The organism is Virgibacillus sp. MG-45 (assembly GCF_036409425.1).
Taxonomy (GTDB): Bacteria; Bacillota; Bacilli; order Bacillales; family Amphibacillaceae; genus LDC-1.
In genome coordinates, this window is record NZ_JAXOFU010000014.1 from 1 (window position 1) to 24,716 (window position 24,716).

At 37.0% G+C, this 24,716-nt stretch carries 28 protein-coding genes; 7 read left to right on the plus strand and 21 right to left on the minus strand.

Annotated elements, in window-relative coordinates; translation table 11 throughout:
• Nucleotides 1–103: 103 nt before the first annotated feature.
• Entirely contained in the window at nt 104–844 is a 741-nt protein-coding gene (locus SPK86_RS13550) for a GntR family transcriptional regulator (protein ID WP_330949601.1), read from the minus strand.
• Nucleotides 845–1,201: 357 nt separating this feature from the next.
• On the opposite strand from SPK86_RS13550, the gene SPK86_RS13555 reads away from it, so the two are divergent.
• The gene (locus SPK86_RS13555; RefSeq protein WP_330949602.1) at nt 1,202–1,354 is read left to right on the plus strand and encodes a hypothetical protein; all 153 of its coding nucleotides are present in this window, start codon (nt 1,202–1,204) and stop codon (nt 1,352–1,354) included.
• 76 nt (nt 1,355–1,430) lie between these two features.
• Here the strand turns inward: SPK86_RS13555 and SPK86_RS13560 are convergent, their stop codons facing one another.
• On the minus strand, nt 1,431–4,523 hold the full coding sequence (locus SPK86_RS13560; RefSeq protein WP_330949603.1) for an SMC family ATPase: 3,093 nt from the start codon (nt 4,521–4,523) through the stop codon (nt 1,431–1,433).
• A 16-nt stretch (nt 4,524–4,539) separates the two neighbouring features.
• Nucleotides 4,540–5,736 carry an exonuclease SbcCD subunit D gene (locus tag SPK86_RS13565; protein ID WP_284139576.1) on the minus strand — a complete coding sequence of 399 codons (1,197 nt, stop codon included), beginning with the start codon at nt 5,734–5,736 and terminating at the stop codon, nt 4,540–4,542.
• A 225-nt stretch (nt 5,737–5,961) separates the two neighbouring features.
• Between SPK86_RS13565 and SPK86_RS13570 the strand changes: the two genes are divergently transcribed.
• The 3 genes from SPK86_RS13570 to SPK86_RS13580 all read left to right on the plus strand — a co-directional run bounded on the left by SPK86_RS13570 (nt 5,962) and on the right by SPK86_RS13580 (nt 7,695).
• A complete protein-coding gene (locus tag SPK86_RS13570; RefSeq protein WP_330949604.1) occupies nt 5,962–6,750 on the plus strand; it encodes an ABC transporter substrate-binding protein in 789 nt (262 codons plus the stop codon).
• Between the two features lie 201 nt (nt 6,751–6,951).
• Nucleotides 6,952–7,107: a hypothetical protein gene (locus SPK86_RS13575; protein ID WP_284139578.1), complete on the plus strand. Its 156-nt coding sequence runs from the start codon at nt 6,952–6,954 to the stop codon at nt 7,105–7,107.
• 15 nt (nt 7,108–7,122) lie between these two features.
• A complete protein-coding gene (locus SPK86_RS13580) occupies nt 7,123–7,695 on the plus strand; it encodes a sigma-70 family RNA polymerase sigma factor (RefSeq protein ID WP_284139579.1) in 573 nt (190 codons plus the stop codon).
• 264 nt (nt 7,696–7,959) lie between these two features.
• Here SPK86_RS13580 and SPK86_RS13585 read toward each other — a convergent pair whose 3' ends face one another.
• On the minus strand, nt 7,960–9,189 hold the full coding sequence (locus SPK86_RS13585; RefSeq protein ID WP_284139580.1) for a dicarboxylate/amino acid:cation symporter: 1,230 nt from the start codon (nt 9,187–9,189) through the stop codon (nt 7,960–7,962).
• A 413-nt stretch (nt 9,190–9,602) separates the two neighbouring features.
• Between SPK86_RS13585 and SPK86_RS13590 the strand changes: the two genes are divergently transcribed.
• Complete coding sequence (locus tag SPK86_RS13590; RefSeq protein WP_284139581.1) at nt 9,603–11,261, plus strand: CoA-disulfide reductase; 1,659 nt, start codon at nt 9,603–9,605, stop codon at nt 11,259–11,261.
• Between the two features lie 54 nt (nt 11,262–11,315).
• On the opposite strand, the gene SPK86_RS13595 is transcribed toward SPK86_RS13590, so the two are convergent.
• The 4 genes from SPK86_RS13595 to SPK86_RS13610 form a co-directional block, all read right to left on the minus strand.
• The gene (locus tag SPK86_RS13595) at nt 11,316–11,714 is read right to left on the minus strand and encodes a VOC family protein (RefSeq protein WP_284139582.1); all 399 of its coding nucleotides are present in this window, start codon (nt 11,712–11,714) and stop codon (nt 11,316–11,318) included.
• A gap of 2 nt (nt 11,715–11,716) precedes the next feature.
• Nucleotides 11,717–12,151, minus strand: coding sequence for a metallothiol transferase FosB (gene fosB / locus SPK86_RS13600; RefSeq protein WP_284139583.1), 435 nt, complete (start codon nt 12,149–12,151; stop codon nt 11,717–11,719).
• Nucleotides 12,152–12,446: 295 nt separating this feature from the next.
• Nucleotides 12,447–12,917, minus strand: coding sequence for a tetratricopeptide repeat protein (locus SPK86_RS13605; RefSeq protein WP_284139584.1), 471 nt, complete (start codon nt 12,915–12,917; stop codon nt 12,447–12,449).
• A gap of 2 nt (nt 12,918–12,919) precedes the next feature.
• Nucleotides 12,920–13,813 carry a TetR/AcrR family transcriptional regulator gene (locus tag SPK86_RS13610; protein ID WP_284139585.1) on the minus strand — a complete coding sequence of 298 codons (894 nt, stop codon included), beginning with the start codon at nt 13,811–13,813 and terminating at the stop codon, nt 12,920–12,922.
• Between the two features lie 166 nt (nt 13,814–13,979).
• On the opposite strand from SPK86_RS13610, the gene SPK86_RS13615 reads away from it, so the two are divergent.
• A complete protein-coding gene (locus SPK86_RS13615; RefSeq protein WP_284139586.1) occupies nt 13,980–15,527 on the plus strand; it encodes a DHA2 family efflux MFS transporter permease subunit in 1,548 nt (515 codons plus the stop codon).
• A gap of 153 nt (nt 15,528–15,680) precedes the next feature.
• Here the strand turns inward: SPK86_RS13615 and SPK86_RS13620 are convergent, their stop codons facing one another.
• The 9 genes from SPK86_RS13620 to SPK86_RS13660 form a co-directional block, all read right to left on the minus strand.
• Complete coding sequence (locus SPK86_RS13620; RefSeq protein WP_284139587.1) at nt 15,681–16,022, minus strand: ASCH domain-containing protein; 342 nt, start codon at nt 16,020–16,022, stop codon at nt 15,681–15,683.
• Nucleotides 15,997–17,013: an HD domain-containing protein gene (locus SPK86_RS13625; protein WP_330949605.1), complete on the minus strand. Its 1,017-nt coding sequence runs from the start codon at nt 17,011–17,013 to the stop codon at nt 15,997–15,999. Before SPK86_RS13625 ends, SPK86_RS13620 begins: the two co-directional genes overlap by 26 nt.
• Nucleotides 17,014–17,061: 48 nt before the next feature.
• The gene (locus tag SPK86_RS13630; RefSeq protein WP_330949606.1) at nt 17,062–17,526 is read right to left on the minus strand and encodes a DinB family protein; all 465 of its coding nucleotides are present in this window, start codon (nt 17,524–17,526) and stop codon (nt 17,062–17,064) included.
• A gap of 82 nt (nt 17,527–17,608) precedes the next feature.
• The gene (locus SPK86_RS13635) at nt 17,609–18,022 is read right to left on the minus strand and encodes an NUDIX hydrolase (RefSeq protein ID WP_330949607.1); all 414 of its coding nucleotides are present in this window, start codon (nt 18,020–18,022) and stop codon (nt 17,609–17,611) included.
• 54 nt (nt 18,023–18,076) lie between these two features.
• Nucleotides 18,077–18,430 (minus strand): cupin, encoded by a 354-nt coding sequence (locus tag SPK86_RS13640; protein ID WP_330949608.1) that lies wholly within the window; start codon nt 18,428–18,430, stop codon nt 18,077–18,079.
• A gap of 27 nt (nt 18,431–18,457) precedes the next feature.
• Nucleotides 18,458–18,940 (minus strand): GNAT family N-acetyltransferase, encoded by a 483-nt coding sequence (locus SPK86_RS13645; RefSeq protein ID WP_330949609.1) that lies wholly within the window; start codon nt 18,938–18,940, stop codon nt 18,458–18,460.
• A gap of 53 nt (nt 18,941–18,993) precedes the next feature.
• Nucleotides 18,994–19,389, minus strand: a complete 396-nt coding sequence (locus SPK86_RS13650; protein ID WP_330949610.1) for a VOC family protein — start codon at nt 19,387–19,389, stop codon at nt 18,994–18,996.
• Between the two features lie 23 nt (nt 19,390–19,412).
• A complete protein-coding gene (locus tag SPK86_RS13655) occupies nt 19,413–20,054 on the minus strand; it encodes an SIMPL domain-containing protein (RefSeq protein ID WP_330949611.1) in 642 nt (213 codons plus the stop codon).
• 136 nt (nt 20,055–20,190) lie between these two features.
• Entirely contained in the window at nt 20,191–21,090 is a 900-nt protein-coding gene (locus SPK86_RS13660; protein ID WP_330949612.1) for a GNAT family N-acetyltransferase, read from the minus strand.
• A 191-nt stretch (nt 21,091–21,281) separates the two neighbouring features.
• On the opposite strand from SPK86_RS13660, the gene SPK86_RS13665 reads away from it, so the two are divergent.
• Complete coding sequence (locus SPK86_RS13665) at nt 21,282–21,551, plus strand: hypothetical protein (protein WP_330949613.1); 270 nt, start codon at nt 21,282–21,284, stop codon at nt 21,549–21,551.
• A gap of 17 nt (nt 21,552–21,568) precedes the next feature.
• Here SPK86_RS13665 and SPK86_RS13670 read toward each other — a convergent pair whose 3' ends face one another.
• From SPK86_RS13670 to SPK86_RS13685, 4 genes are all read right to left on the minus strand, one after another.
• Nucleotides 21,569–22,150, minus strand: coding sequence for a DUF1273 domain-containing protein (locus SPK86_RS13670; protein ID WP_330949614.1), 582 nt, complete (start codon nt 22,148–22,150; stop codon nt 21,569–21,571).
• A 70-nt stretch (nt 22,151–22,220) separates the two neighbouring features.
• Nucleotides 22,221–22,628 carry a CotD family spore coat protein gene (locus SPK86_RS13675; RefSeq protein WP_330949615.1) on the minus strand — a complete coding sequence of 136 codons (408 nt, stop codon included), beginning with the start codon at nt 22,626–22,628 and terminating at the stop codon, nt 22,221–22,223.
• Nucleotides 22,629–23,294: 666 nt separating this feature from the next.
• Nucleotides 23,295–23,906, minus strand: a complete 612-nt coding sequence (locus SPK86_RS13680) for an ATP-binding cassette domain-containing protein (protein WP_284139597.1) — start codon at nt 23,904–23,906, stop codon at nt 23,295–23,297.
• A complete protein-coding gene (locus tag SPK86_RS13685) occupies nt 23,903–24,583 on the minus strand; it encodes a hypothetical protein (protein ID WP_284139598.1) in 681 nt (226 codons plus the stop codon). The genes SPK86_RS13680 and SPK86_RS13685 overlap by 4 nt, the downstream gene beginning before the upstream one ends.
• Between the last annotated feature and the right edge of the window lie 133 nt (nt 24,584–24,716).

Consider the following 24,716-nt stretch of genomic DNA (forward strand, 5'->3'; position numbering starts at 1 on the left):
CTCTACAAGTTGAATTCTCACACAGGCAGAGCCTGTGGTTTTAAAACCAGTAAATGAAAAAACAATCTAGCTAAGAGCTACATTGTTTTAGCGAAATCTATGATTACTTTGAGGCATTAATTTGAATTTGACTAAACACTGTCGGGATATAATATTTACTATACATCGCTGGATATTTATCACTTATATATACACTCTCTATGAATAGATCACATTGTTCGCCTTTAAATAAATTATATTTTTGTGTAGTTGGATTACCAGCAACAGAATGCTTTATCGTTATAGTCGATGAATTTACATAGTCATATATTTTTTGCTCCAGCATGTTTTTTAATTGGGTATTATCCTGTAAGTCAATTTGGAGCTCAGTTACAGCTTCAATTGGCAACATAGACAGCGCATATCCAATTACATTATTCCCGCTTTTATACCAACGATCACAATATACAACAGCAGAAGTCTCTCGTTGCAACACTTCTAGCGCATAATCACTCGCCATTTCAATTCTAAAATTCAATTCTATCGCAGTAATTTCTTCTGTACAGCATTTATAGACAGGATTACCGACCTTCTCGAGACCGATGGTTTGGCGATTACAGTGCGTTTTCAAGATGAAGTTACCTTTACCATGGATGTTCTTAATTAGTCCGTCATCCTGTAACAAAGCAAGCGCCTGCCTTAATGTCATTCGACTAACGCCAAACATCTTAGCTAAATCAGGCTCAGATGGAAGTCTACTTTCAGGAGGAAATGTACCATCCATAATGAGCTTATAAAGCTTATCATATATTTTTGTATATAACGGTTTCTTTGATTGATGTACTGCGTCTAAATTAAATTTCATTATCTCACTTCCAATTTCCTGTCAGCTTACCTTCATCACTTCATACTATTATAACATGTTCTATCGCTAACCTTAATTTTGGAGGTATTGGGCGCTTCAAAAAAGGAGACGAGAACATGACTCGACTCCTTTTCATACATTTATCTTGGCGGACGGTTTTGCCGATATTTTTTATCATCTTTCATCGCATTCAACTCTTCTTTACTTTTGTTTTTCTTCTTCTTTCCTTTACTCACTGACCATCCCTCCTTTTTCCATATTGTTCACTAGTTGTGGCGAAACATGTGGCATTCAATGAATAATTTTTTACACAACCATGCAAAATAGTGCTAACTATAAAACGAGGAGGGAAAGAGATTGTCGGAAGAAAACAAAAATCGAAACAAGGATAAAAACAAACAAAATAATAAAAACAAGCATAACAAGCAGCTGGGTCATGATGTGGAATTTTCCAATGACAGTGAGTTTCTAAATTTAGATAACAAAAAGAACAAACGCAAACGAACATAAAGCAGACTGATATTTATTCGCATCAACATTTAAAAAGATCTGTGCTGATTGGTACGCCTGCACAGATCTTTCTTTATTATTTAACAAGAAAACGCGTTTCGCTTGCACCTTCTTTTAATTTTTTCACCTCTAACACAGCTGGGAAAATGGTTTTCAACTCTTGTACGTGAGAAATAACCCCAATCATACGTCCCGACTGCTGCAAATCAACCAGTGTATCGATTGCCTTATTTAACGATTCCTCATCCAATGTACCAAAGCCTTCATCAATAAACATCGTTTCAATAGAAATACTTCCTTGAAAGCTTTGAATAACATCTGCCATCCCTAATGCTAAACAAAGAGAGGCATTAAATTTCTCACCACCAGATAATGTCTTCACATCTCTTGTCTGGCCAGTATATACATCATAAACATCCAATGCGAGACCACTTTGGCGACCATGGGATTCCTGACGATCACTTCGCGTTAAAGAATATTGTCCATTCGATAAACCCTTTAATCGTTGATTGGCGGCAGAAATAATTTGCTCTAAATATTCAATTTGCAAATATCTTTCAAAGGATACCTTCTGTGGATTTTGTCCTCGAATCAGGTCATATAAGTCAATAACAAGGCTCAATTCTTTTTCCTGTTTATTTACTGCTTCATCTGCTTCACTTATCATTGTTATTAAGCGTTTTGCTTCTTGTAAATGATCTTCACTTTGATTCCATTGATTCAAGGCGGTTTCAAAGGCCTTCTTCAGCTGTTCTACTTGCAGCTCTAACGCAGACAAATCTACACGTTGTTTATCCTTCAGCTCTGCTTGCAGCTCTTGAACTTGTTCCTTCACTGTTGCAAGCTGCTGCTTGTACATCTCAATCTGTTCCTTTAAATGCTGGCGAGTTGCCTCATCCAGCTTTGCCTCAAAATACGCTTCCTCTGATGGAAAGCCGGATTTTTCAATTTCTTGCGTGAATTGAAGAACGACTTGCCGATGCTTTATTTTTGTCTCCTCAAGCTGTTTTTCTGCATTCGAGAGATTCGTTTTTGCTTTCGTTAGCTCATTGTTAGCATAGTTTAATTGCTCCTGAGCTTTTGTCCAAGCTACTTCCAATTGTGCTTGTTTCATTTCTGTTTCACGAATCCGCTCCTGTAAAATAGACAGATTCTGATATTCTTCTGGAATCGGTTTTAAGCGTTCTTCATAAACAGCATACGCTGTCTCATATTTTTTTGTTAACTGGTGATAAAAAGTGAGCTGTTCTTCTTTTGCTGCTTCCAGTTGTTTTAATGCTGCTTGAGCTTTTTCTTGTGTAGACTTTAATTCCACTAGCTGTTGTTTGCCTTTTTCTAGCTCATCCACTTCTTCTTTTAACTTCTTCCCTTTTAAGACAAGCTGTTCTTGAATCCCTTCTGCATCTATAGGCTGAAATGAATGCGCAATTACTTCCTTTTCCTTCTCCATTAAAGCAGTCGCATTAACACTTAGGTTTGCTTGAACAGTTCGATAGGCATTGTCCTTTTCATCCAAGCTTTTCTTAGCTGATTCCATTTCATTCTCGTCAACCAGAGCTGTTTTTTCAGTAGCTAATGCAGGATGATCTAAGCTCCCACAAACAGGACATGGGGTTCCATCATGTAGGTGACTTGCTAAGCGGCTAGCTTGATTATTTAACCAGGCCGACTCTAATTTTTCATAGTCGGTCTTTTGTTTGTAAAAGTCAGCCTCTTTCTCTTTTACATCCTTTTCAAAACCCTTCTGTTTCTTTACAAGCTTTAAATAATCCATTAATACCTTTACTTGCTCGCGCATTTTATGTAGCGCTTCTTGTTTATCTGGTAATTGAGCAATTCCTTGATTAAGCTTTTCAATTTGTTGATGTAATTTTTCGAGTTCCTCTCTTTTTTGCTTAACCTTTTCTTCCGTTTTATCGTAGGTCTCTTTTTTCTCTGTTTCTTCTTTTTTTACTTTTACAAGCTGTTCCTTTTGTGTAGCGATATCCTTAACAATTGGTAAATAATCGTAAAAACGATTAAGCTGCAAGCCCGTTTTTTCTCGTTCTGCTTTTTTTCCTTCTTCCTGCACATAGACTTGCTGTGCATGTTGTAGCGCTTTTTCTGCTGATGCATGGCTCGAAGTTGCCGCTTGTAACTGTTCTTCTCGTCCCTGCTTTTCATGCTTCCACTCATCGATTTGTTTTTCAAAATACTGAAGTCCGTTCGCTTGTTCTGCACTTTTTAACTTCTGTTCAAACGCCTGTATTTCTTTCCCTTGCTCCATTAAGCGTGTTAGCAATTGTTCTTTTTGTTCTAGATTATTAAATTGCTTATTAATAAATTCTGCTTCTGTATAGGCTTTCTGTTTCGCGTCGTGCGCATTGGATGCTGATCGATACTGCTTTTTATCCGTTTCTATCTTGGCCTCATAATAAAGACATTCTGTTTCCAAAGCCTGCACAATTTGATGAACATTCGTATACTCCTCCTGCAGCAAGTGGAACAAAGGTGAATCTGCTCGTTCAGGAAGTACCGCTTGAATATGTTGCACATACGTATCCAACATTTGCTTCGCCTCACGATACTTTTCTTCCATACTACTTTTTCGTTCCTTTAAACGTTCACTAATTCGTTTATAGGGCTCTGTTTTAAACAGCCTACGTAAAATCTCCTCTTTATTTTCGGTTTGCGAGGTTAGAAGCTTCCGAAATTCCCCTTGCGGCAGCATAACAATTTGCTTAAACTGATCCTGGGTTAGCCCCATAAGTGCTTCTACCTTTTTATCGATTTCAGATACGATTTGCCTGTCTACACATGAAATTTCACGTCCATCCTTTAGTTCGAAGAACGCATACTTTTCCCCAGTTTTTGATTTATTTCCTTTTTTCACATGCCCTAATTGACGTAATATTTTATAACGACGACCCTTTAATTCAAATTCCAACTCCACAGCTGTATGTACTTCATCGGAAGCAAAGTCACTTCGAAGCATCATCGTATTTTCCCGATCTTGACCACTTGCCGCACCATAAAGTGCAAAGCAAATCCCATCAAAAATCGTTGTTTTTCCTGCACCCGTATTTCCAGAGATAACAAATAGACTATTTCCTTGTAAATCTCTAAAATCAATTATCTCGGTATTTTTATAAGGTCCAAATGCGGTCATCGTTAATTTTATTGGTCTCACTTCTCTTTTCCTCCTTTCATCCTTTTATCGCGTATGGTTTCTTCTCACCTTGAGAAATTGTTTCATTATTTTCCTTTAATAAATCCTCTAGCACCTCTTTGAAAATTCCTTGTATTTCTTCTGAAGGCTCGATTCCTTTCACTTCTTTGTAAAACGCTTGAAATAACTCCATATCACTCAAACTTGTTCGTTCTATTTTATCCTCACCGGAAGCCGCGCCTTCAATTTCCCTTCTGCTTGCACGTTCTACATGCATGGCATTTGGATATACGGAACGTACTTTTTCCATCGGAGAAAGGACTGGTGCCTCATCGGTTAGTTTAATAAATACATAGTCTTCATTTACAGGATGTTTTAGCAGTTCTTCTATTTCTCCTTCAACCGTACGCATATCCCTTTTTGGCGTTAATAGACGCTTTTCTACCTTTACTTCTCCGTTTGCATCCATTTCAACTACAAGATAGCCCTTTTTATGATGTTCCTCTGAGATAGAATACTTTAGGATAGAGCCTGCATAGCGAATTGTCTCATTTCCTACGTAATGCGCTTGATGTAAATGGCCAAGTGCTGTGTAATGAAAAGGGGTGAAATTCCTTGCATCAACATATTCTGATCCGCCAATAGATAAAGGGCGTTCGGAATCGCTTGTATTTGCTTCCACTTCACCATATGGTGTAACAAATGCATGTCCAACCAAAACGTGACGAGCATTCGGATCCATCCTCTTTTGTATTTGTTCGATTATTTTTTCAGCAGCATCATTGTGGGTTCGAATAGACTCAGCCTCTAATACATTGCGAACGATGCTTGGATCTGTATATGGTACAAGATGGAAATGTACTTCCCCTGCTTCATCACTCAGTTTAATCGGCTCTGGATTTTCGGTTATATGTCCAGCAATATGCAAGCCATTTTTTTTCATTATCTTACTACCGAAATGAACCCGACTAGGACTATCATGGTTCCCTGCTATCGCAAGAACAGGAACTTTTAAGTCCATCACAATTTTATCGAACACATCATTTAATAAATAGACTGCCTCTGTTGGAGGAACCGCCCGATCATAGAGATCGCCAGCAATTATAACAGCATCTGGCTTTTCTTCCTCGATTGCTTGCACAAATTGCTTAAGGATATCGTCTTGATCCTCTGTCATGTATACACCTTGTACTAATTTTCCTAAGTGCCAATCAGCAGTGTGAAAGAATTTCATTATATTCGCCCCTTCCAATAGAATAAATATATAATCGATAACATTATGTTCTAGTAAGCTAATATATCTATTTTACTAGATACACGATTCATAAGGTACTCATTTATTTGCGCCCCACCGAATAAAATTTCACAATATCTTGTCATTGTTGTTCATTCCAATATGACAGTCTTTTTCACATACGCTACACTAAGTATAAGAATACGAGAAGGGAGATATCGTTGCATGGAAAAAACAACTGATCACCTAGGTCGTTCGCTAGCATATCGTTATCCACCGAAACGAATTATTTCGTTATGCCCTGCTATCACAGATACAATGTACTATTTACAGCTAGATGATGAAATCATTGGCAGAACTAGATTTTGCATTCATCCAAAAAGCAAGGTAAAAAAAATCCCACCTGTTGGGGGAACAAAAGATTTAAAAATCGAACGAATTCATGCATTACAACCAGATCTCATTATTGCAGAAAAAGAAGAAAATACAAAAGAGATGGTCGAACAATTAGAGAAAGACTATCCTGTTCACGTATTTGAGGTTAATAATTATGAAAGTGCATTACGCATGATAACAGATCTTGGAGCACTTACGAATCGAGATAATGAAGCAGCAAAGCTCCTGCAACGCATTCAAATACAATTTGACTCCATCCCCCAAATAATGAATAAACGTGTTGCCTACGTTATCTGGAAAAAACCATACATGGTTGTTGGGAAAAACACATATATTCATTCACTTTTAGAAAAAATGGGATTCATTAACCCATTTACTTCGTATGAAGGAAGATATCCTGTCATCACAGAAAAAGATTTTGAACAAGCTGCCCTTGATTATATCTTTCTGTCAACCGAACCATTTCCTTTTCAGGATAAGCATAAAAGTGAATTTGCATCGATGCTTCCTAACACGAAACCAATGATCGTAGCTGGGGAAATGTTTTGGTATGGTGCTAAAATGCTTGAAGCTGCACCTTATTTTCAAAAACACCTTTCCACTATGCAATCATCCTAACCATCGAACGAATACGAGCACATATGGCTTTTTACACATCACTTGAATCAGTGGGACATACTTTTCCCCACTGATTCAAAAATAAGCAGATAAGGACTACAAAAAAATGTATACCTTGTTGGACATCCTATAAATATAGCTTGGAGAGCTATTAGCACGACACTTTTTTAAAATTTACGAAAAAGAGGGGTTTTTTTATGCTTGAAACAGAACATACGTTCGTATATAATGAAAACAACTTACGCAAATAGGGCGGAATTACGCTTTGGACAACTTGCACATCACTCGATGAAAACAGTTGCGATTTTCAGTGACCCGACAGCAGTGTATTTTACGATTATTATTTTAAAGGAATAATTAGGAGGGATTTCGTTGCGTACAAACCAAGAAAAATTTACTTTTGAAGAAGTTTTCAAGCAAAACAAAAATAGAATTCACTATCACATTAACCGCTTGAACATTCACGACCCTCATGAAGAGTATTTCCAAGAAGGACTGTTTGCACTTTGGAACGCCTATGAAAAGTACGAACCTGATAAAGGACCACTTGCTACTTATTTTAATTACACCATTCGCAATCGGCTCATCGATCAAATTCGCAAGGAAAGTAGACGAATGGAAAAAGAGTCCATCGTTTGTGAGGAAAATCGGAAGCAGTATGATAATGGAAATCGTCATCGCCGAACAGAAGTCTCTTATCCAATGATTGAAAATAACGGTATCACCGTAAACAATCCAGAACTTTGGGATCGATTAAAAGAGCAGTTAACCGATAATCAATGGAAATGGGTTTCTCTTTTTATAATCGAAAACATGTCTATCAAAGAAATTGCTGCGAAAGAAGGAAAGACAGAGGAGGCTGTGAAAAGCTGGGGAAAACAAGTACGAAAAAAATTACGAAATGACGACTTTCGAAAAAAAATAAAGCTTGATGTAACTGATTAAGCCTTTTCTAGTCGACAAAACAAGAGCATTTTTATTAAAAATCTGAACAATTCCCTAGCAGTTTGAAAATGGGTTCGCTTTCCCCGGGAGCGGCCTCAACTAACTCGGAAAAGAAAGTCTGCTTTTCCGAGTGGTTTTTCGACGTACAGAACGTAGCGGTTTTAGTCTGCGTTCCCCTGTTGCTGTTCCCGAGGGAGTCCCCCCAATTCAAGTGTTCAATAATTTCATTTAATTAAACAGATTGTTTTGTTCCAGTGCTTTCTCTTACATACTTGCATTATTTACGGGAGCAACTGTCTTCTTTTTTCGTTTTCGTTCCGACGCATCAACAATAACACTTGCTGAAGCATCACCAATGACATTAACAGATGTACGCATCATATCAAGTATCCGATCAATACCAGCTACAAGTGCTAGCCCTTCTAATGGCAAGTTGATTGCCGCCATTACCATTGTCAGCATAATCATACCTGCTCCTGGAACGCCTGCTGTCCCGATTGAAGCTAACGTACCAATTAAAGCGACGGTTACGAGCTGGGAAAATGTTAAATCGACTCCAAAATACTGGGCAATAAACACAACTGCTAACCCTTGATAAATAGCAGTTCCATCCATATTAATAGTTGCGCCTAATGGTAACACAAAGCTACTCGTTTCCTTTGATACCTTTAGGTTTTCTTCTGCACATTTCATCGTTACAGGTAACGTTCCAGAACTACTACTCGTGCTAAATGCAACAACAGCTGCTGGGAAAATCCCTTTTAAAAAGGTAATAGGGTTCATTTTCCCTAACGTTTTCACTGCAATAGAATATAAGACGGTTACGTGGATAATACTTGCTACAAACATTGCTATGATTAACTTGATTAAAGGAAGCAATACCGCTGCACCATACGCTCCGACAATTGGTGCAAGCAATCCAAATATCCCAATAGGAACGACCATCATGACAATGCTCGTTATTTTATACATAACCTCGGCTAGCCCATCAAAAAAACGTTGAACAGGTTTCGCCTTTTCACCAGCAATTGTAATTCCGACTCCTAAAAAGATAGCAAAGAAAATAATTTGCAGCACATTACCAGTAGCAAGCGCTTCAAATGGATTGGTCGGAATGATATTTAGAATCGTTTGTACGACACCTTCTGTTTCGTTTACACTCACTTCCTCTTGACCGGTAAGCTCGATATCCGTTCCAATTCCAGGTGAGAAAACATAACCAGCAAGGAGTCCAAGAGAAATGGCAACGAGACTCGTTAATAGATAAAACGAAATTGTCTTTCCTCCCAAACGGCCAAGTTTTTTCACATCATTCGTACTCGTTACGCCTACAATAATTGTTGATAGAATTAAAGGAACAATAATGAATTTAATTAATCGTAAAAACAAATCACCAAGTGGCTTTACTACTTCTATTTTTTCACCGAATAATAAACCAGCAATAATAGCTAATATAAACGCTCCAATTATTTGCCACATTAAGCCTTTTTTCATCGTAATCCCCTTTCCTATTTATTATGTAAAGATCCATTTATAAACAAACTGTTATAAAATAGTTTATTTTAAACTCATCATAATATCAATATAATTTCGATTTATGGTAATATTCACCAATTTTACTTCACCGATTAAGTGAAACTTTTAACATGTGGTTTTTCTTTTATTCCTTATTGCTTAATTGTGAATAGAATCGCACATTTAACGTTCACCCAACTAACCGCTTCATTATCGCCTCACATGCTAGATTTAGCGGGCTTAATGCCAGTTAAGTGCAAAATAAAAAACATAAAAATATCATACCATACGTAGTTTTTGTTCAACTGTGAGCAAAATCACAGTAATATTTTTCCCTTTCCTTTATAATACCCTCATAGGTATATTTTATTTTATGAATTGGGGGAGTAATAATGTCTAAAAAAATTGTTATTGTAGGTGGAGTTGCTGGTGGTGCAACAGCTGCAGCTCGTTTAAGAAGATTAGATGAAACGTCACACATTGTTTTGTTTGAACGTGGGGAGCATATTTCTTTCGCGAATTGCGGATTACCTTATTACATTGGTGAAGTGATTCAAGATCGAAATAAGCTTATGGTACAGACAGTTGAAGGGATGAGCAAACGTTATAATTTAGATATTCGTAATTTAACAGAAGTAACGCAAATCAACCGTGAAACGAAAACAGTGAGCGCTAAAAACGTAGTTACACAGGAAACATATGAAGAAACCTATGACGTACTCATTCTTTCTCCTGGAGCACAACCAATCGCACCGCCAATTCCAGGATTAAAGGAAGCAACAAACATTTTTACATTGCGTAATATCCCGGACACAGATCAGATTAAAGATTATGTAGATCATCAACATCCAAAGCATGCTGTTGTAGTCGGTGGTGGATTTATCGGTCTAGAAATGGCAGAAAACCTCGTAGAACGTGGTATTCAAGTAACCGTTATTGAGATGGCAAATCAAGTCATGGCACCACTTGACATTGAAATGGCAGCAATCGTTCATAATCAACTCAAGGAGCATGGGGTTGAGCTGATTTTAGAAGATGGTGTCAAATCCTTTGAAAATAATGGGGCAAAGGTGATCCTTTCAAGTGGTAAGGAAATTGATACAGAACTCATTATTCTATCCATTGGAGTGAAACCAGAGAATAAGCTTGCAATGGATGCAGGGCTAAACATTGGTGAACGTGGTGGCATTCAAGTAAATGACCATCTACAAACGAATGATCCTGTTATTTATGCACTTGGTGATGCGATAGAAGTAAAGGATTTTGTTTCTGATCATCCAGCAATGATACCACTTGCAGGACCAGCAAATCGCCAAGCACGTATTGTTGCAAATAATATTTACAATCGAAACGAAGTGTATCAAGGTACATTAGGAACATCGGTCGCTAAAATATTTGATCTAACCGTTGCAACAACAGGAAACAACGAAAAGGTATTAAAACGAAACAAAACAGCCTATGAAGCACTTCACATTCATCCTGTTTCCCATGCGGGTTATTATCCTGGTGCCTCTCCAATTGCTTTAAAAGTGATCTTCGATAAAGAAACTGGAAAAATATTTGGCGCACAAGCTGTAGGTAAAGACGGCGTTGAAAAAAGAATCGATGTCATCGCAACAGCAATAAAAGGAAATATATCTGTATTTGATTTAACAGATATCGAGCTTTCCTATGCTCCACCATTTTCATCGGCTAAGGATCCAGTAAATATGGCAGGATATGTCGCATCGAACATGAAAGAAGATGGAATCCAAACAGTCCAATGGCATGAAATTGATGAAATAGTGAACAATGGAGGTATCCTTGTTGACGTACGTGAAGAAAAAGAGGTCGCAAAAGATGGAATGATTCCAGGCTCCATCAACATTCCGCTAAATGATGTTCGTGATCGAATGCATGAACTACCGAAGGATAAAACAATTCATGTTACATGTCGCTCTGGCCAACGTGGATATTTAGCAACGCGGATATTACTTGCTAATGGCTTTGATGTGAAAAATTTAGATGGTGCTTGGTTAACGTATGCTGCAATGTTTGGCAATCAAGCATAACACCCTTAAACCCAAACAGCTTTAATTGTTGTTTGGGTTTTTCTTTGAGTCTACTTACTTATTTTCCATTCCAATATATTCATTGATCTCAATTAAGTTTCCCTCAGGATCTCTAAAATGAGCAACACGGATTCCCCAATCTGAACGATTCATCGGCGCTGTCACAAAGTCTACTTTTTCCTGCCAGCTGGAGTAAAATTGATCAACATTTTCAACACGAAAAATTAACATTACTTGTTCCTGCTTTTTGGAACTTTCAATTGGTACCTCCCCTATTGCTTGAAGCATTTGTTTGCGTTCAAATATCGCTAATTTGAAATGATTATTCACGAGAAAATCTCCATATAAAGAATTCTCATCTCCCCACCCTACAGTAAATCCTAAAACATCACGATAAAATAAGAAACATGCTTTATAATCATCAACTAAAAGACGGATATGGGTCATGTTCATGCTTATTTCTCCTCTCCTTCAAAAAATTCCATATGCTTTTTTGCATCCTTATAATAATCTAAGCGTTCCTTTAATGTACCTGTATGAAATTCAAATTTATGGCCATCTGGATCGGTAAAGTAAATGGATTGCTTATCCCTTTGCTCACGCTTACGACCTGGTAAAATCGGAACTTGTAGACGCTGAAGTCGTTGATAAATTCCATCGTAATCAGCTTCATTAATTGAAAATGCTATATGAGTGTATGATTCATTTATCTCATTTCGAGGAATATCTTTTTCTTCATTTAAAGCAATCCATAAATTATTCAAGTCCAAATATGCCGTTGTTTTACCTTTCACTAGTAGCTTTGCATGAAAAACATTTTCGTAAAATGAAATCGATTGATCTAGATTTGATACAGAAAACAACAAATGATTAATTCCTTTTATATCCATGTTTTGCTCCTCCTAATCTCTACTTACTTCGACAAAAATGACCTGTTCCCTTTTTTATTCCGATAAGAAAGCATACAAAGAACGAAGCAATGTTTGCTTCGTTCTACACAACATTAATTATTATCATACTTTGGTCTGCTTTTTCTATTTGTTCTACTACTTAAGAATCTTTTAATAAATGGTAGCAAGATAGGTCCGTATTTAATAAGTAGTTTAATAAATCGCTTCACCAAATCCCCTCCAGCATTAGCAAGCTAAAATAGCTTTCTTCCCATCCCCAAAGCTACTTTATAACTTACCATGTTTTGTCCAATTGTTTTGCGTAAAAAGAAATAGCATTTTCATATTTCTTAATCCATTCTATCGAGGAACACTGTGCTACTAAATGTAATAAGATTTCCATCCCTTGCTTTGCTTTATTTTGATTATATAATACCATGGCATAAAAAACATTCAAAGCTTCATTGGTTGGATATCGCTGTAAACCGGCCTTCAGTAAACGTTCTGCCTCTTCATATTGACCGATACTTCGGTAACTGCTTCCTAACTGACAATACGCCGCAATCAGTCGCTCCTCATCTATTCCTTCTTCAATTACTTGTTCATAATAAGGGATTGCTTTTCTCTCAGCACCTTGCGCATCAAAAGTAACAGCAATATAATAATTTTTTTCAGCACCCTCTAAATTATTACCATTATTAAAGAGTATATTTCTCGCTTCATCATACTGCTTATTTCGGATTAGCTGTTCTACTTTATCCTTCAAAGTTACTTCTCCTCTCTTAATTCACAAAGCAGCTGCCAGGTAACTTGTGTAATTTTTCGGATATCGTGTTCATGTTTAGAGTCTTTTACAGCATCGGCAAGCGATACTAAAACACTTTCTACAAGATGAACTCTTGGCTGTTCGGTTGAAATCTCTTCTCGTAAAAATCGCACAAGCTCGATCTGTTTTTTTGAACTTCCGTTCGCAACAAGTTGGTCCTCTAAATCCTCTAAATCTGAAAGAATAACATGATTCAACTCTGAAACTGAACGCTCATTTAATGCAGTTGCAAGCCAATTAACAGGAAAAAATACTTCCTTAGAGGCTAATTGATCATTTATCATCGGCTTTAACCGATTTAAGGCAAACTGAACCACTTTTTCTGAGGCAATTTCCTTCTTTGTTCCGAGTCTCCATAATTGCATAAGATGATGAATCATTCCAAGTAGTAAAGCACCATGGTCAAGCGCATATTTGTTCGTCTCTGGTGTAAAAACCTCTGCGATTCTACCAGAGATCCACTCGATCTCTTCAATGTGCATTTTTTTAATAAAATTTAGAAGTACTTTATCATCTGAAAAAGATGCTGCTTCAAAAAGAGCAATTAAGTTATGATCACGGTTCATGTTCATCCGAATAGCAAGCTGCTCCACAAGCAATTTTTCCTCTCGTTTATCTCGACCATATTCAAGCTCGCGACGCTTTTGATCTCCTTGTTGTTTCACATAATCCAAGATCGCCATAAGACATTCATTTTTAGATGCAAAATAGTTATAAAATGTTCCTTTGGATATATCTGCTTCCTTTAAAATATCCTGAATAGAAGTTAAAGCAAATCCTTTTTCAACAAATAACTTCAATGCCGCTTCAATAATTTGCATTTTCTTGGAGTTCACTAATTTTGCCACCTTTCTAGGTGTTTTATACTATCATTCTACTTTCAAAACATTACCAAATCAACATTTATTAATATTTTAAATCATTAATATTGATTTTATTGAACTATCGGTATAAAATACTATGAGTAAATAACAACTTATATTAAAGGAAGTGATTCATGCAATGACCGACATGCAAGTGAACCATAAAAATCCGCCGTATGGCATTATTATAGTTCTATTCATCGGAGCATTTGTTGCAATCTTGAATGAAACATTGTTAAACGTAGCACTGCCATCTATTATGAATGAGTTTGACGTGAAAGCAACGTCAGTTCAATGGCTTTCTACAGGCTACATGCTTATCAATGGTATCCTCATTCCAGCAAGTGCTTTTTTTATTCAACGTTTTTCTAACCGTTCCTTATTTATTACAGCAATGGGATTGTTTACAGCGGGAACGATCGTAGCTAGTTTATCCCCTACATTTAACATACTGTTGATCGCACGAATGATTCAAGCATCTGGATCTGCAGTAATGATGCCTTTATTGATGAATGTTATGCTCGTCTCTTTTCCAATTGAAAAAAGAGGAGCGGCAATGGGGACATTTGGTTTAGTTATATTTGTTGCACCAGCGCTTGGACCAACACTATCTGGCTGGATTGTAGAACATTATAGCTGGAGAGCTTTATTTGACATCATCATCCCATTTGCAGTATTAACCTTGCTGTATGCTATTTTCAAATTAAAAAACCTTACACCACAGCGCGATATTAAGTTAGATGTTTTATCTATCATTTTATCAAGTATTGGTTTTGGTGGCTTATTGTACGGTTTTAGTTCTGCTGGAGATAAGGGGTGGGACAGTCCTTTCGTATATGGAACCATTCTCATTGGTGCAATATCATTATTGTCGATGATTCTTCGACAGCTTCGAATGCATGACCCGATGCTCGAATTTCGGATCTTCAAATATCCAATGTATGCTCTTGCATCAACTATTTCAATTGTGCTATCCATCGCACTGTTTTCCGGGATGATTCTTGTTCCTATTTATTTGCAAACCATCCGCGGATTTTCACCGATGGATGCTGGTCTTTTAATGCTACCAGGAGCAGTTATCATGGGAATCATGTCACCAGTTACTGGACGTCTATTTGACAAGTATGGTCCAAAGACATTAGCATTGCTTGGTTTATCCATAACCGTTATTACAACCTTTTATTTTAGTAAGCTAGATATGGAAATCGCGTATAGTCAGCTTGTTCTATTATTTACGCTTCGCAGCTTCGGCATGTCGATGGTAATGATGCCCATTATGACGAATGGACTTAACCAACTGCCGCAAAAGTATTATCCGCATGGTACAGCGATGAATAATACGCTGCAACAGATTTCTGGTGCAATTGGTTCTGCATTATTAATTACGGTAATGAATAGTCGTACAGAGTCCAAAGCAGCAGATCTCGCAACACAAGCAATGGCAAAAATGGATGAAGGTACAACGATTTCTGCCCAAGCAGCTGCGGAAATGGAACAACAAATTTTACATGAAGCAATGTTAAACGGCATCAATTTCTCGTTCTTTATTTCAACCATTATTGTCGCCTTAGCATTGTTTTTAACCTTTTTCATCCGTCGGGTAACATCTCCTGGAGCGGATTTTACGAAAAAAGCAGATCCTAAAGACAAGCTACCAATTGATCCTGTTGAAGCTCCGGCCCATTAAGAACCAAAGAGTAATCGCCATATGTACTCACCTTTGAGGGATTGGTACTAGAGCTGAGCAGAAACTCCTTACCAACAGGATCAACTATAAAAAAGCTCATTGAATAATTATTATTCGATGAGCTTTTTCTATATGATGTGTGGATATCGTTCGTTATAGTTTTTTTATTTTTATGGCGATCGTTCCCCACTTTTTCTCCTGTTCAGGGGTATAAATGCGGTATGTACTTTCAACCATTCTATCTATCGAGGCATCTGTTGCGCCAAATGCCGCCGCAGGAATCTGTTCATACATTTCTCGAAAGGTTGGAAACATGTGTAATTCTACGATTTCTACTTGAAGCTTTTCACTTTCATCAGAGAGCTTCGTAAATTCAATTCGATCATTTACTCGAAGCTTGCGCCGTTTTTCATCATATAAACGAACCTCTATCGTTTTCAATCCCGTCGCAATCTTGTTATATGGCTCGTCATAGAGTCCCATTTGATAAAGCATCGCTCCACCCACTTTCTTCGTTCATTATTTTTAGATATACACCACGTTTCGCACGTTTATATGCCTGTTCGTTCATTTCTTTAATGCTCGCAGATAATTTAGAAGCACGAATGGTTCTTTCATTCTGGTAGATTATTGGATCGATTAAACGTGTTTTAGGTTGCTGATATAGATCATAGTCTTCTGCTTGTTCCACCACCTGCACGTTAGGTGTTATCTGTGCTACCATGTTTTGAATCTTTTCATTCGTTGATTTACTTAGGCGTTCTAATACTTTTTCATCTGTTTCTAATAGATCTGCCCATTGAAGTACGTCACTTTCTAATGCAAGCTGTATCGTTTTCGCCATCATTTCATTTGCATATACATTCCATGGATCCATAAAAAAATCAATTACTTCTTTATAATATGTTTTCACAAACCACTCTGCGGCAGAAAGTGATTGTAAGCAAATCATGCCATCCTTTATTATCAAGCTATCGAGAAAATCTTTAACCTCAGTCAAACTTATTTGCCCATATGTATACATGTCACGTAATGTATAGTCGATTCGATCCGCACACAAAAGTGGTGCCGGTTGCTCTAACAACGTCCATTTGCCAAAGGAAGAAAGGATTTCTTTAGGAGAATATCCATATAACTCTAGTATATTTGGAATCTCCGACTGGTTGACAATTTCATCGAATATCAATTCATGTACATTTTCCGATTGGTTTTCAACTGCATAATCAACAACATGGGAAAAAGCTGTATGAGAAACGTCATGTAGTAATCCGGCAACTTGCTCCTCAACCGAACCTCCTAACCTTTTAATTAACAGCATCACTCCGACAGAATGATCATAGCGTGTATTATTCCAGCTTGCATTTACTAAATAGCTTGCCCCTCCTTGATGAATCCCTTTTAGACGCTGTATTGGTTTACTTTGAATTAATGCACCAATAACATCATCAACGAAATACGCTCCGTATAATTTATCAGTAATTTTCACTCCATCACTCTTTTCACAATATATCAGAAACAAATTTTTACAGTATATTCACACTAGTAAAGCGGATTTAATTTGGTTAAAATGATGGTTATCATGCTCTGTTAAACCATTGAAATATTCAAATAGGGTCAATTCATTTTTGCCAATTCTTATCGTTTGCTTCCATTGATCATTAGAAAGATTCATTATTTCTTCTAAAAGTCTCTCACGCACATGTAAATACGTTTGAATTGTTTCCTCTTTCCTACTTTCTCTACTCGCTTTTGCAGCTGCCTGATTCATAATCTCCACATTTGGACCAGCAGGAAGCATTTCTGTTTTAAACAAATAAGGGATTCGCTTTGTTATAATAAACTCGTCCCACGGAGTAAGGTGACCGATTACCTCCGCAATAGTCCACTTCCCTCTTGAGATTGGCGTTCTCCACTCTTTTTCTGTTAATGATTCTAAACCTCTTACCCACATCATCGTTTGCTTATAGTGCTCTATAATTTGTTTCTTCTGACTGTCCATATTTCCTCTCCCCGGCTTATCAGTTTTACACGTAAAAGTGTAGAAATAATCCGCCTTCTTTTACTTCCATGCTTTCTTTTTATTATAGACATTCGGACTGCTGAAGCATATGGTGAAGAAATTCTCGATCTTCTGGAAACGACAAGTATAACACTTCTATATCTTTTCTCGACTGCCATGCGATCGCATGAATTAACTGATCTGGATCTTGGATAGTCATTTTGCCACCAATAATATCCACCAAATAATAATGTACAACTACATCTATATTCTGAAAATCGGCTTCCTTCACGAAGAGTGGCTTTTTGATATGGCCGATATAACCTGTTTCTTCATATAGCTCACGAATACAACATTCTTCAAATGTTTCATTCCTCTCTAGCCCACCAGAAGGAACAGACCAGGAATGCGCTTCCGTTTGTTTTCCTTGCTTTACCATTAAGAGTTCGTTTTGGCTATTGATACAAACAGCTGCAGCTCCAACCCATTTCTCCATCGTTTCCACCTCATCAGTTTATTCGACCACTCCGTAGCAAGGAACGGCATTTATTCAATCCTTATTCAACATGGATATAGTGGTTAGATCGATATGCTCACCTTCTATTACAATTGCCGTTAGCCCATGTTCTGACACCGTCTCATGACCTTCCCCTTTTTCCCACAACACAGCATCCCCTTGTGTCACCTCGTACTTAATATTTTCCTTTCCTAATACAGTTCCTTTTCCCTCTACAATAAGAAGGAGCTGGGGAGCTACTGCTTCATGATACCCTACGCTTCCTCCAGCTTCTATACGCATCCAAGCAATATGAAGCTGGGATGCTTTATTTACAATTTTACTCAAGTAGAAATCTGAGTCATATTGGGTAATCTTCTTTTCCTTTGAAACTGAAAAGCGTTGCATTCCTCTTCCCCTCCAAGCCAATAATGTCTACTTCTTTAACACCATACGCACTGTTTTTAATATATGACCATCAAAATCATCATCGAATTGAGAAGAGACTTCAAAGCCTTTCGCTTGATAAAAATGCATCCCTATTTCATTATCCTTTTCAACGTTAATATATAATTCCTGCAGCTCTTGAAACTCCTGTAAGCCTTTTTCAAGCAATGAAGTTCCAATTCCTTTTCCCTGATAAGCAGGTAATAAATAAATAGCTCCTAGCTCTCGCTTCCCGTTGTGATTTGGTGAAAAGTTAGCAAAGCCTACTACTTGACCTTTCTGCTCTGCAACAAAAACGACCGAATGCGCAAGTCTTTTCTCCATGTTCTGATCACTATAAGCTTCTGCTAAAAACCTATTCTGCACTTCCTCTGGAATGATTCCTTCATAAGTTGATTTCCAGCTTGTTCGTGCCACATGCTGAATCGCTGAAACATCTCTTTCTGTTGCTTGTCTAATAATTGCTTGCATGTTATTTGATCCTTTCCTTCTTCATTGTCCATTCGCAATATGAATTGAATTGTTTAGCATGTACACGCCATGATGACATTCCCGTCTGGGTCTTTAAAATTAAACCACGCAAAATGCTCTCCAATACGTTCTATCTCTCTAACAATAGGAATGCCAAGACTTTGAACAAACTGGTACGCCTCGTCAATATCTTCAACTAGAAAATTAAAGAGTGGATTTGGACTGGGCTGATGTGTAAAGCCATTATCAAATGTATGATCATCTAAGGTCAGTCCTGTACTGCCTTGAATCGGAATGTTATATACTGGGGATTCTACTTTATTCAGGTCAACGGAAAATCCTAATAGTCGGCTATACCACGTAACAGATTTCTTTAAATCGCGGACATGGACAAAGATAGTTGGAATTCCACTTTGAATTGGTCTACTGTTTACTTGCTTCTCATGCATAATGAACATCCTTTCGTAACTGTTTATTCATATGAAAATTGCACTTCCACCCTTGCCGTTATGTTAACTTGCCCGGGAACAATCGGCGTAGTTCCACTTTTCTCCGCAAGTGATAATGCCATTGGGTGAATTTGTCCTTCTGATACAAGCTCTTTTATTTTTACTGGCTCTGGATGTAAATGAAGCTGCAATGTTTCTGCGATTGTCTGGGCATTTCCAATCGCATTTACAATGGCATTGCTTAATGCTTGCTGATAAAAAACATGGTGATTCTGAACAGTAAATTGCAGCGAAGAAATATGATTAATCCCATTAGCTACCGCTTGGTCAATAACCCCTCCTGCCTGACTAGCATCCTCTAAAATAACCCGTAGGGCATTCACTACTTCATAGCCTCGAAACACTTGCTTTCCTTCCACATAATCATAGCGTGGTGTAATCGTATATGCGGTAGTTTGAATATTTTCTTTTGGAATATGCCATTGCATGATAGACTGTATGACTTGATTCATTTTTTGCGCATTTTGCTGCTGCGCGCTTTGCAAGGACTCATTCTCTGTGATAACCTCCATTTGAATTTGAAATTGATCTGGTGTTACCTCCATGCTTCCTTGCCCAATAACTGTCATTACTTGCTTTTGCCTTTCTCTATATGGATATTGCACGCTTATCCACCTCTCCATCAGCATATGTCGTACTAAAGCATATGCAGGACAGTGGATAAAATAGAATGATTGCAGATCGGCTTTTTTTTAATTAATGTGACGTCTTTTTATCTGCTAAACACTAATTTACAAGCAATTACTCGGTTACTTTATTTCGTTGTAATGTCGGTGGACATGCATAATTGTATGTTTTAATTTTTTTATTTATTTCCTTTATCTTTCGCTGTTTCTCTTTTCCAGTTGTTTGTTGCAATGCTTCCTTCAGCTGATCTATTTCTTTTCCTAATTCAACCCATCTTGGTAGAACGTGATTATCTTTCATCGTTTTATACATTTGGCTTTCATAGGAATTGCCATACGAATTGCCAATATGTAATGGTTTACCTTTGCCAGGTAAATCATCAAACTGCCCTTCACGTTCTGCTTTTTTTATAATTTCGGTTAAGTGATCGGTATAGCTTAGACGTTCATCCACTTCATGTTCCTCATTTAAAGCATCCCAGTCTGATTTAAGCAACGCGTAAACGAAGGCATCATGAGATTTTCCATTTTGGAATAAATAGCCCCTTAGCAGACCTTCCCGTTGAAAGCCTAGCCGTCGTAGTAGACGATTAGATGACTCATTAGCAGGAAAGGTAATCGCACCAATTCGAAACAGCTTTAGCTCTACAAAGATATAAGAGAGTATGGCTTCAACCGCTTCTGTCATAAAGCCTTGCTTCCAATGATCTGGGTGTAGCTCGTAACCAATTTCTGTTCTTTTTGCAGCCTTATTTAAATGATTTAAACCGATCGTACCGATAAATTGTTCCGTATCCTTAAGAAAGATTCCCCATCGCAATCCACGTTCCATTTCATAGGCCTTTTGAAAGGAGGAGATGATTTGTTTTGCTTCCTCCAATGTTTCTAAACGATTCATTCCATAATACTGCATCACTTCTTCACGGGACATGACATCGTAATATTTTTCTACATCCCTTTCACTTAACTTCCTAAGTTTTAATCGCTTTGTTGTAATTATCGGAAAAGTGTCCACAGTCATCCCACCTTCGTCTTCTCTATTAAACTTATTTCGGCAGCGAACGAAAAAATCCTGCAAACTTTCCAAAATAACGCATAAGCATGTGCTAAGATAATAAAAAGTGCAGCTTCAATGGGTTCGGGACTTGAATGAGCGATGCTCCCTTTCATAGAGAGCATACACATAAGAAGTGAGGAGAGATTTTCGTGGAAATATTCATCCTAACAAGTGTCATCGTTTATCTTGGTATGATTGGGATTGGCATAATTTTAAGGAAAAAACGTGCGATTTTCACCTTCATCCTACCATTAATTGGTGTTTTCTTTAGTCTCGTTCTTTTCGGAATTTCATTTAGTATCGGTAGCTGGGAAGGAATGATCATTGGATTGTTCGGGGTTTTCATTTTTGTTGGATCAATACTTGCAATTTTAACCTTTCTCATTTGGCTAGCAATCCAACATGTAAGAAATAAATAAGAGCAGTAATTCTCCCATTATAGATTGTCCCAATAAGCAGGATCTTGCATTTGCAGTTCTAAGGCGGCATCCTCCAAATCTTCAGGCCGAATAATAAATACCAGATAGCTTGCATGCTTTTTCGCTTGTTCATAAAAAAAACGCGTACTTCCTGGAAATTCCTCGTCCATCAGCATTAAACAACCATCACTCTTGTCAACAAACCACATATTTTTCGCTCTAAATTGATAAGGCGCCTTATAATCTCCCTTGTAGATCGGTTCAAAGAAATCCGCACCAAACATTAACTCCTGATATACTTGCTGGATAGGCTCTGGCCAACGACTTTCTTGATTTTCAAAAGGAGGAAAGAAGCCTAAACGAATCGGATATTCTTCCTGTAATTCCATCACAATCTCAGCTGCCCACATTTCAACACCGATTTGCCCAGAAACAATCACCCACTCTAATCCTTCTTCAATAAATCGAACAATATGTTTCCGAAGCGCATATTTTATTACGTCAATTCGTTTGTCATCCGCTTTAAAAATATTTAATTCAAAGGACTTATACCCTGTAACTGCCAATACCTTCATCATACCTGCACCCTTTCTATTCATACTTGCTTCCTAGATTGTCCATTTATGACAAGTAAAGAACTGGCAATTTATGCTTGCCAGTTCCTTAAGCTTAACACCATTTGTTCTTTTGTTTCCAGTGCGGCATGCCTGGTTGCATTGCTCCCGCTACCTGACCGGGCGGCATGCCTGGGCCCATGCCTGGTTGCATTACTCCTGCTACCTGACCGGGTGGCATGCCTGGTTGCATTGCACCTGCTACCTGACTTGGCGTTACGCCTGGTGTCGGTCTAGGTGGATAAGGTACAGGGAAAGTTCCGCCATAAATATCGACACTGTCCACTGTATTTTGAACAGAAGTAGAGTAAGGGAAAACATGTTTATTCTTTATAAGATGATGATTCATAACCGTTGTATGCGATGGATGAACATGCTCTACTTCACTTTCCGTACAATGCTGGACACAATATTGCTTTACAGGATATACAATTTGCTTCGGACAGCCATGATGGTGTCTCATATAAAATCCCCTTTCTTGTGATAGGTCACTATTAACCTATGACAGTTGACCGAGGTTTGTATAAGACACGTACCTATTTTTAAAAATTATATTGTACAACAGCCTGCCCTTTTCACCTGTACCTTTAATAATGGGCAAGCAATCCTTTGCGCATTGCGATCCGTTCACAAAAGAGAAAAACACCGAGCCCAAGGACCGCATCAGATTGCAGATGGCTTTATTAAAGTAAGACAGATATTATGTACTATGTACAACCTTATAAAGTTCTATATATGCAGTTGAGAAAATAAACCTACAACGTAAACATGTGGTAATGTAAAGCGTACAATGCGTTTAAGATTTCCATTAAGGTACACTTTTTAAATTACTTGTTATCATTGTTGGTTTACCGGATATTAAAGAAGAACAAATGTGTTTTTTACTTTTCCTGAAATCTTTAAAACACATCGAAAATTGAGTGTATTGAAATAACGTGTACATGAAAGATTAACTGATAAGTTTCTGGCCAACAATTACTCTTGATATTTTTATTATGAACATTGGTTTAATAAAAATCGAGTTCATGGATTACTTAATAATCAAACACAAGCGGATAGTGGCCAGAAAATTTAAATCGTCTACCTACTTTGTGATTCATTTTAAATTACATATACGACAAAGAGCACCTTATATAGCTGTATTTATTACTTTACCATCACTCAATGTAATCGTCTGGTCGAACAACATATTATCATCAGACGAAAATCCATGAGAGGCAACAACAATCATTTTACCTTTTTCTTTTAGTTGAATCAGTAAATCAATTGCCATTTTATAATTCTCTTCGTCAAGAGCATTAAAAGGTTCATCTAATATTAATATATCTGGTTCCTCCATAATAGCTTGACATAATCCAAGTCTTTGTTTCATTCCCAAAGAGAATGTTTTAACCTTGTAATTCCTTTCATCGTATAAATTGACTTGTTTTAAAGATTCTATTATCTTGTTCTCGTCAATTACGTTATTGATAGCCGCTAGATATTTAAGATTGTATAGAGCCGTTTCATTTTCTAAAAAGGAAGGATTTTCTATCATAACACCATAAGTGTAATCTTGATTTCTCATTATTTCTCCACTCGAAGGCTTTAATAAGTCACACAGCATTCTAAGGAGCATAGTTTTTCCGCTACCATTATGCCCTTTGATTAAATATGCTTTTCCTTCAATAAATTCTAAACTGATATCCTGTAGTATATTTCTTCCTTTTAAGCTTTTGCAAACAGACGCTAATTCTATCAAACTTTTTCCCCTCCATAAATTTCATACTTATACACTGTTTTTCTTAAATACCAGAAGAGTATTAACAAAAGTAATATTTTGCTGGCAATTAAAAAAAGAACATCTTCCCTATAATTTATAGAAGCAACTACAAATATAGATATGAATTTATTATCATAAGATAATAATTGAAGAATCATTACAAATGTTATAGCTATAAACTGCGTGACTCCTTTGTCAATTTTAAAAAGAGCTAATAATATAATGATAAGGCCCCACATAAAAAACGTGGTCACATATAAAAAAAATAAAAATAAGAGCCATTGTAATTGGTTTGAATCTATCCAGATACAAAAAAGTATATCTACAATCAACTTGATACCAGCTAATTTGATTGTAGACCTTCCTACTTCATGCAAAAGTAAATTCATAAATTTTTTTTTAGAACTTCTAGGTAAAATGTATTTAGCCATAATAAATATATCGTTCGTTTTTTTTATTATGGTATAAATAAACATAACAGCAATACTCATGTATAATACTAAAAGAAATAAAGAAAAATGATTCGCTTCCTTGTCAAATGATGTGACTAATTGCTCAACACCACGATATCCCCAAACATCTGTATAATGATACATCACAACACAATTTATTAAGAAAAGATATAAGAAAATATAGGCGTTTTTTTTATTTTTCATTTAATAAATTCCTTTTTATTACTTGTCGTATACAAATAGGTCACGATAACCATAGTGATAATACCAAAAAGAAACCAATTTAAATGATTGTTTTGTATAACGATCATATTTGTTATTCCTCCATAGTAATTCA